The sequence below is a fragment of the Pseudoalteromonas luteoviolacea NCIMB 1942 genome (genome assembly GCF_001625595.1).
Lineage (GTDB): Bacteria > Pseudomonadota > Gammaproteobacteria > Enterobacterales > Alteromonadaceae > Pseudoalteromonas > Pseudoalteromonas luteoviolacea_A.
In genome coordinates, this window is sequence record NZ_AUXT01000225.1 from 42,224 (window position 1) to 48,510 (window position 6,287).

Consider the following 6,287-nt stretch of genomic DNA (forward strand, 5'->3'; position numbering starts at 1 on the left):
GCTAACTGAGCTCCTCTAATTTTGCGAGATCGCGAACAGCACCTTTGTCTGCACTCGTTGCAAGAAGTGCGTAGGCTTTCAAAGCAGAAGAAACGACACGCTCACGATCACGTGGCTTAAACGCGTCTTTTCCTCTTGCCAATTGCTTTTCTTTACGCAGATTTAATTCTGTTTCATCTAACAGCACATCAATTGAACGCGCATGAATATCTATCGCAACCAAATCACCATTTTCAATCAATGCTAAAGTGCCGCCACTTGCAGCCTCTGGAGAAGCATGACCGATTGACAAGCCTGACGTACCACCCGAAAAACGCCCATCAGTCAATAATGCACAATCTTTGTCTAGCCCCATAGATTTTAGGTAGCTGGTCGGATAGAGCATCTCTTGCATACCGGGCCCGCCTTTAGGCCCCTCATAGCGGATGATAACAACATCTCCTTTTTTGACTTCGCCGCCTAAGACGCCTTCCACGGCATCATCCTGTGATTCATAAACCACCGCAGGACCAGTGAATTGCAGCATGTCATCTACCACCCCAGCACTCTTTACGATACAACCATCTGGTGCCAAATTACCTGTTAGTACTGCCAATCCACCGTCCTGACGGAAGGCGTGTTTTACACTGCGAATACACCCTCCTTCACGGTCCAAATCTAATTCATCCCAGCGGCATTCTTGGCTCATTGCTTGGGTTGTTCGAATACCGGCAGGACCTGCACGATAAAAAGTCTGTGCGCGCTGGTTATTGCTATCAGACGCATCCCATCTATTGATCACCTCACCCAATGTGCCACCAGCGACATGACCTACACTCAAATCTAGTTTATCGGCCTTGCCCAGTTCATTAAGAATCGCCATGATGCCACCTGCACGGTGTACATCTTCTATATGGTACTGTTGGGTAGCGGGGGCCACCTTGCATAAGAAAGGCGTTTGACGAGACAGCTGGTCGATATCATCCATATCAAAATCAACACCCGCCTCTTGGGCCGCTGCAAGAATATGTAGCACCGTATTAGATGAACCACCCATCGCAATATCTAGCGTCATAGCGTTAGTAAACGCGGCTTTATTAGCTATATTGCGCGGCAATACCGCGTCGTTGTCTTGGCGATAGTAATCATCGCACAATGCCATGATACGTTTAGCTGCACCATCATAAAGCTGACGACGGTCTTTGTGCGTCGCCAAAGTTGTGCCATTTCCAGGCAGTGCCAAACCAAGTGACTCTAACAAGCAGTTCATTGAATTCGCAGTAAACATACCTGAACAAGAGCCACATGTTGGACACGCCGAACGCTCCACTTGATCAGAGTCCTCATCACTCACAGAAGGATCCGCGCCTTTTACCATAGCGTCAACCAAGTCTAATTTAAGCTCAATGTCCGCAAGGCGAGTTTTACCCGCTTCCATGGGGCCACCCGAAACAAAAATAACCGGTATATTAAGTCGCAGCGCAGCTAACAACATGCCCGGCGTGATCTTGTCACAATTCGAAATACATACCATAGCATCTGCACAGTGTGCATTAACCATGTACTCCACAGAGTCAGCAATCAGATCGCGAGAAGGCAAAGAGTACAGCATGCCGCCATGACCCATTGCTATCCCATCATCGATAGCAATCGTGTTAAACTCTCGTGGCACACCGCCGGCTTCACTGATAGCCTCTGCCATCAGCTCGCTTAGTTGGTTAAGGTGGACATGACCAGGTACAAACTGTGTGTATGAATTCACGACCGCAATAATCGGCTTATGAAAGTCTTCATCTGTCATCCCTGTTGCACGCCATAATGCACGCGCTCCAGCACGTTGACGACCTTCTGTTGTAGTTTTACTGCGTAACTTAGCCATGTTGACCCCTTAACCTGTTTTTAGCCGCTAACCGGCATTACCTCATTCCCAAAAATATCGATACTTTGTGTGCTGATTATTCGTTGACGAAAGCTAACCAGCCATTAGGATCATCAGCTTGACCCTTAACTAAATCAAAATAAGCTTGCTGAAGCTCTGCTGTAATTGGCCCTCGCTGACCTTCACCAACTTGGATTTGGTCAACACTGCGTACTGGCACAACTTCAGCAGCCGTACCTACCATAAAGAACTCATCAGCTAGGTACAGTGCTTCTCGCGCGATTGGCTCTTCACGCACTTCATAGCCACGCTCTTTGGCTAGATGAATAATTGTGTCACGCGTTAAGCCAGGTAAAATACACGCTGTTGTTGGTGGCGTGTATAACACACCTTTTCTGACAACAAACAAGTTTTCTCCAGCCCCTTCACTGAGGTAACCGTTGACGTCAAGCGCAATCCCTTCAACATAACCATTGCGTTTGGCTTCACCAGAAATAAGCTGCGAAGATAAGTAATTCCCACCCGCTTTCGCAGCAGTTGGCATCGTGTTAGGCGCTAACCGACTCCAAGAAGAGACACATACGTCAACACCTTGTGCAAGACTTTCATCTCCCAAATACGCGCCCCATTCCATTGCTGCTACAGTGACATCGGCAAGGTGTGATTTCGGATTTAAGCCAAGTCCAACATGACCTAAAAATGCAAATGGACGAAGATAAGCGTTTGTGAAACCATTTTCCTTTACGGCCTGCTTACACGCAGCCATAATCTCCTCTTTGCTGTAAGGAATTTCCATACGGTAAATTTTGGCTGAATCGAATAGTCGTTGAATATGGTCATCCAATCTAAAAATAGCCGGTCCATTTGGCGTATCATAAGCACGGATCCCTTCAAAGACTGAGCTACCATAGTGTAAAGCATGACTTAATACGTGTGTCGTAGCCTGTTGGTAAGGGATCATTTCACCGTTGTGCCAAATAAATTCTGAAGTTTGTGTCATTATTTTAAAACCTTAATATTGTTATATTGCCTGCTGCTGTAATGTGTGCAAATCAACTGAGTGCACATCGACCAGCTTATTTAATTGTGATGTTAATAGATAGATCGGCTTGTCACTGTCCACCGTCATTTTGACGTGAAACAATTCATCTTGCCCTTCCAGTTGCAATTGCATAAGACGAAACCCTCTATGGCGTGCCACACGCAGAAAACGCTCTACAGCGACACTCTGATTTTTTACAGCCACAGTTAATTGATGTTTCATTGTGTGTTCTCCGTTATCATTTCATCATTTGCCGCACCTGGCGGGACTAGAGGCCAAACATTTTCTTTATCATCAATACAGGCATGTAAAATGTAAGGTCCTTCACTGGATACTAAATTATCAATTGCCTCATCGACTTCTGAGGCGTGTGTAATCGTCTGACCTGGAATCCCAAAAACTGCTGCAAGTTGCACAAAGTCTGGGTTGTCAGATAAATTTGTTTCGCTATATCGCCCTGCAAAAAAGAGCTCTTGCCACTGCCTTACCATGCCTAATCTTTGATTGTCTAAAATGACAATTTTGACCGGTAAATTATTTCGGCGAATTGTCGCCAGTTCTTGGATATTCATCATGATAGAACCATCACCTGAGACCGTGATCACCGTATCTTGCGGTCGTGCAATTTGAGCACCAATAGCTGCCGGCAAACCAAAACCCATAGTGCCTGCACCACCACTACTTAGGTGGTTACTTGGATGGTCAAACTTCATATGCTGTGCGACCCACATCTGATGCTGGCCCACATCACAACATACAACGGTTTGCTTGGGCATATCGCGGCTTAATTTGTTTAATAAGTAAGGCGCAAATACCTTTTCTCCTGGGTAGTCATAACGCCACGCATAATCGCGCTTCATTTGACTCACATGTTCACGCCACTCCTCTGTGGTTAAGCTCCCTTCAAGTTGTGGTAAAGACATTTTTAGATCTGCGATAAGCGATGCCGCAGCGGGTTTGCGCTTACCTACTTCCGCAGCATCTATATCTAGGTGAAGCACCTGTGCTTTGGCGGCAAACTTCGCTAAATTGCCCGTCACCCTGTCGTCAAACCTAGCACCGATGCAAACCAATAAGTCACATTCTTGCACAGCTAAATTGGCAGCCTTAGTACCATGCATTCCCAACATACCCAACTCATATTCATACTCAGGTAACACGCTGCCAAGCGCTTTGAGCGTTGACACCGCCGGCATTTGAGTCCGAGCGAGGAATGCCATCAGCTCATCTTGCGCATCGGCACTTTGAACACCCCCTCCAACGTATGCAATAGGTCTTTTGGCGTTTTTTAAAAGGGTATTTGCAGCTTTCAACTCTTGCATTGAGGTGGAATCACATTCTTGCGCATCTGCAAGCCAAGGTGTATACGGCACTTGCCCCTGCTGGATATCTTTGGGGATATCAACAAGAACTGGGCCTGGTCTGCCAGATGTCGCTAAATGCATCGCTTGTTGTAATACCTCAGCTAAATCCTCCACACGCTCTACCATAAAGCTGTGTTTGGTACAGGAGAGAGACATACCCAATACATCCACTTCTTGGAATGCATCAGAACCGATAGCGGCCGTAGGGACTTGTCCAGTTATAGCTAACAGGGGAACTGAGTCCATCATGGCATCGGCCAGTGAAGTAACTAAATTTGTAGCTCCGGGCCCAGAGGTTGCAAAACACACGCCCAACTTACCAGTGCTGCGTGCATAGCCGACAGCAGCAAATCCAGCACCTTGCTCATGGCGTGTCAGATAGTGCTTTAGAGGCGCACCGTACAACGCATCGTAAATCGGCATAATCGCACCACCGGGATATCCGAATACGTCTGTAACACCTTGCTTTACAAGAATGTCTATTACCATTTGTGCGCCTGTCATTGTTTTGCTCATTACCCTTTGCTCTGTTTTTTAGCCCTAAAACGAAAGAGCCCCCCGAACTTTTCAGTGCGGGGGGCTCTTAGCTGTTATTTTCTTACAGCACTAATCAGCCCCCGCGGTAATAATAATCACCACGTTGATAATCACGACTAGTAGAGTTGCTGTATGTAACATAAATTCTTAACCTAAGTTCTTGGTTTGTACTGCTAAACAATTTTTGGGCATAAAGCCTGTGTGCCCGTTCTTTATTCTATTAGTAACCCGCGTATGCCACCAAGTCAACTATAAAATTTATGCTTTATCAAATCAACGAACCCACCTAAAGGAAACAAAAAACCTAAAAACACAACCTTTAAGAAATATATTTTCAATTTTATTTAAAAAGTATGTCCTTAGGTCACTTCGCTCCTGAATAAAAAACAACTTTATGCATGGCATTTTTGATTATTAAATTTTTGTGATTTACATCCTCCTGTGATTATGATGTTCATTCAGAACTCAATAAGGAACCTAGTGTGAAACTAAAAATAGTCACAGTGCATAGTTTATTTCTCTTCATTGCACTCTTTCTCAGTACATTAAGCCAAGCCGCACCAGCTCTGTGGAGCGCAGAAAAAAATGGTGTGACCTCTTACTTATTCGGCACGGTGCATGTAGGTGATGCAAGTATGAATGGCCTACCAAAAAACGTGAAAAGTGCGATTAATCGTTCAAAATACACAGTCGTTGAACTGGATATGAGCACCTTATCCCCGTTAGACATACAACGTAAACTTGCCAGCTTTGTTGCTAGCACAGAGGTCAAACCGTTCCAAGAAGCGCTTTCCCAACCAGTATACAAGCAGCTTAAAAGTTACTTTGCTAAGCGAGGGATCAACATTGAATTGTTTCGAGGTCAGCCTGTTTGGATGGTTATGCTCACGATTATTCAGCTTGAGTATCAAAAAGCAGGTTACAGCGAGCAGTTTGGTATTGATAAACAGGTTATTGCCCATGCACAACGACTCAATAAAGTAATCAAGCCACTTGAAACATTCGAACAACAGCTAACTATGTTTAACGAAACCGCCAAAATGAGTGATGAAATGATGGAACAGACTTTATCGCAAATGGAAGATGCAAACACCTTTATCCATGACATGATCACGGCATGGAAAACAGGCGATGAAGCACGTTTAAATAGTTATTATCACTTGAGTTTTGATGATACAAAGTACGCCCAACTTGCAGAGCAAATCTTGTTAATTGAGCGCAATCATGCGTGGGTTGAAAGCCTTGCTCCTGCAATGACCAAAGAGCCACATTTTATTGCTGTTGGGGCATTACATTTGCCGCTAGAACATGGCTTAATCACGCTCTTAAAGACCAAGGGGTTCACCATAAAAAGAATGTAATATCCGTGTTATGGACGCTTTTTTCTAATGCGAGGGCGTTCAAAATTCTGTGTCAGCTTAAAAAGTTAAATATCAAGCACGCTATCTAAACGCCCTTCAAAATAAATCGCTAACTGAGATAAACA

The 6,287-nt window shown here is 44.9% G+C and carries 5 protein-coding genes; 1 reads left to right on the forward strand and 4 read right to left on the reverse strand.

Going from position 1 to position 6,287, the window contains the following annotated elements:
• Position 1: 1 nt before the first annotated feature.
• The 4 genes from ilvD to ilvG form a co-directional block, all read right to left on the reverse strand.
• Positions 2-1,858, reverse strand: coding sequence for a dihydroxy-acid dehydratase (gene ilvD, locus N482_RS23885; RefSeq protein WP_063379427.1), 1,857 nt, complete (start codon positions 1,856-1,858; stop codon positions 2-4).
• Between the two features lie 76 nt (positions 1,859-1,934).
• Entirely contained in the window at positions 1,935-2,858 is a 924-nt protein-coding gene (locus tag N482_RS23890; protein ID WP_063379428.1) for a branched-chain amino acid transaminase, read from the reverse strand.
• Positions 2,859-2,879: 21 nt separating this feature from the next.
• Positions 2,880-3,122 (reverse strand): acetolactate synthase 2 small subunit, encoded by a 243-nt coding sequence (ilvM, locus tag N482_RS23895; protein WP_063379429.1) that lies wholly within the window; start codon positions 3,120-3,122, stop codon positions 2,880-2,882.
• Complete coding sequence (gene ilvG / locus N482_RS23900) at positions 3,119-4,768, reverse strand: acetolactate synthase 2 catalytic subunit (protein ID WP_063379430.1); 1,650 nt, start codon at positions 4,766-4,768, stop codon at positions 3,119-3,121. The genes ilvM and ilvG overlap by 4 nt, the downstream gene beginning before the upstream one ends.
• Before the next feature lie 515 nt (positions 4,769-5,283).
• Here ilvG and N482_RS23905 point away from each other — a divergent pair.
• Positions 5,284-6,162, forward strand: a complete 879-nt coding sequence (locus N482_RS23905; RefSeq protein WP_081228234.1) for a TraB/GumN family protein — start codon at positions 5,284-5,286, stop codon at positions 6,160-6,162.
• Positions 6,163-6,287 lie beyond the last annotated feature (125 nt).

What these genes read in the sequence shown, in the direction of transcription:
- ilvG (WP_063379430.1), bottom strand. Translation starts at nt 4,768, where the DNA reads ATGACAGGCGCACAAATGGTAATAGACATTCTTGTAAAGCAAGGTGTT.
- N482_RS23890 (WP_063379428.1), bottom strand. Translation starts at nt 2,858, where the DNA reads ATGACACAAACTTCAGAATTTATTTGGCACAACGGTGAAATGATCCCT.
- ilvD (WP_063379427.1), bottom strand. Translation starts at nt 1,858, where the DNA reads ATGGCTAAGTTACGCAGTAAAACTACAACAGAAGGTCGTCAACGTGCT.
- ilvM (WP_063379429.1), bottom strand. Translation starts at nt 3,122, where the DNA reads ATGAAACATCAATTAACTGTGGCTGTAAAAAATCAGAGTGTCGCTGTA.